Below are 2333 nucleotides of genomic sequence, written 5' to 3'. Positions count from 1 at the left end.
TGCAACGAATGCTTAAGCAAGCAGCGTCAAGGAAATTGCTCCTAGGCTCGTTGAAATACGAGGCACTCGTGTTCGCCCGCGAGTACAGCCTGTCGAAGAATGGCGGGTAATCAGCCAGAAGCGCGCTGAACTCGCCGGCGACGCGGGGGGACGTCCCTTTCCACGGCGAGGGGCGGGCGCACGAGGGCTTCGTAGCGCTGGAAAAGGTGCTCGACCCGTTCTCTGTCACTGGTGAAGGGAGCGGGTCTGTAGAGCCGGTCTATGGCGGAATCAAGCGCGAAGTGAGCACGCGCAAGTTCAGGAGGCATTCACTTCGCGATCGTAGAGGTCGGCCAAGCTGGCCTGGGGAAACATGGCGCGGGAATCAAGAACTGCTTGTGCGAGGGCCTCGATGCGCTGACGCTGTTGGCAGTGCCGGTCCACTTGATCACCCGGCGGAAGGCGGCCGGGCCCGAGCATGAAAGGGTTTTTGCAATCCCACAATTCTCAGCAGGGGTTTCTCCTTTCCCTGGGAATCAGAAGCTGCTGATTGCCAATCGCTCGCCGCTTCTCTTACCCTGTAGCGTGCGAATGTCCACACAGGTAACGCCGCACCTGCGCGTCGCCGAGAGCATTACCGAACTTGTCGGTGAAACGCCGATGCTGCGCCTGCGGCGCCTGGTTCCTCCCGGCGCCGCTGACGTCTATGCCAAGCTGGAATATCTAAACCCCGGTGGAAGCGTGAAGGACCGCGCTGCGATCGGCATGATCCGCCGCGCGGAAGAAGAAGGGAAGCTCGGCCCGGGATTCGTAATTATCGAAGCCACGGCCGGCAATACCGGCATAGGGCTGGCACTGATTGGCGTGAACCGCGGCTACCGCGTGATTTTCTGTGTTCCGCAGAAATTCTCCAAGGAAAAAGTCACGCTCATGCAGGCCCTGGGCGCGGAGGTGATCCGCACGCCCGATGACGAAGGTATGGCGGGCGCTATCCGTCGCGCCCGCGAACTGGCTGCTAAAATTCCCAATTCATTCCTTCCCGGCCAATTCGAAAATCCCGCCAATCCCGATTACCACTACGAAACCACGGCACGCGAAATTTTCGAACAGCTCCAGGGGCAGGTGGACGCGGTTGTGATCGGCGTAGGGACCGGCGGCAACTTCAGCGGTGTGGCGCGGTTCATGAAGGAGCGCCTGCCGGATGTGCTCGCGATAGCCGTGGAATCGCAGGGATCGGTACTCGGCGGCGGCCCGCCGGGCGATCACAAGGTGGAAGGCATCGGCGCCAGCTTCATGCCCAAAACCTTCGATAGCTCGCTGGCCGATGAGATCATCATGGTTCACGATCCTCCCGCCTTTGATATGGTCAAGCAGCTCGCAGCCCGGGAAGGCGTCTTCAGCGGCTCCAGCGGCGGAGCCAACGTGTACGCCGCGGTCGAGGTGGCAAAGCGGCTCGGAAGCGGGAAGAGAGTGGTCACCGTCATTCCTGACTCCGCAGAGCGGTACCTGTCCAAGGGCATCTTCGAAGGACCCTGAGCCGTCAACCAGGCCGACCGCCAGACCGCTAGACTGAGAGACCGAAAGGCTGGAAGACCCGACCAGTTATGCCCAAAGAGAGACAGTCCGCAGGCTTTTCGACCATCGCCATCCATGCCGGCCAGGAGCCCGAACTGGTCACTGGTTCTGTAACCGTGCCGATTTACGCTACGTCAACATACGTCCAGGAAGAGCTGGGGAAGCCGCGTGCCGGCTATGAATACGCCCGCGTCTCCAATCCCACGCGCGACCGGCTGCAGGAGAACCTGGCCGCGCTGGAAGGGGGCCTAGCTGCGCGCGTGTTCTCGAGCGGGATGGCGGCCATCAATGCCCTGTGCACCATGATGAAGGCCGGCGACCACCTGGTGTGCTCGCACAACGTGTACGGCGGCGTGCCGCGCCTGTTCAATCAAATCCTCGCGCAGCAGGGACTGAAGTTCAGCTACGTGGACACCTCCGACGTACGCGCCGTCGAGCGGGCGCTGGAGCGCAACACGCGCTACGTGTACGTCGAGACCCCGACCAACCCGCTGATGACCATCAGCGACATCGCTGCCATCGCGCGCGTCTGCCGCCGCAAGGGTGTAGAGCTGGTGGTGGACAACACCTTCATGTCGCCGTACTTCCAGCATCCGATCGAACTGGGCGCGGACATGGTCGTCCACTCCACCACCAAGTTCCTCAACGGTCACTCCGACGGCCTGGGCGGCGCGATCATCTGCACCACCCAAGAGCAGGCCGAGCGGTTGGCGTTCATTCAGAAGTCCCAGGGGGCAGTCCTGTCGCCGTTTGAATGCTGGCTTGTCCTGCGCGGCGTG

At 62.0% G+C, this 2333-nt stretch carries 2 protein-coding genes; both read left to right on the top strand.

The window, feature by feature from the left end; translation table 11 throughout:
* Positions 1–375 precede the first annotated feature (375 nt).
* Positions 376–1515 carry a cysteine synthase A gene (gene cysK / locus VFA60_05820; GenBank protein HZQ91291.1) on the top strand — a complete coding sequence of 380 codons (1140 nt, stop codon included), beginning with the start codon at positions 376–378 and terminating at the stop codon, positions 1513–1515.
* A 68-nt stretch (positions 1516–1583) separates the two neighbouring features.
* Positions 1584–2333 (top strand): aminotransferase class I/II-fold pyridoxal phosphate-dependent enzyme (locus VFA60_05815; GenBank protein HZQ91290.1); only part of this gene is annotated, 750 nt, incomplete at its 3' end.

The sequence above is a fragment of the Terriglobales bacterium genome, assembly GCA_035651995.1.
In the GTDB taxonomy this organism is placed as follows: domain Bacteria; phylum Acidobacteriota; class Terriglobia; order Terriglobales; family Acidobacteriaceae; genus DASRER01.
This window is presented reverse-complemented; position numbering and strand designations above follow the sequence as displayed.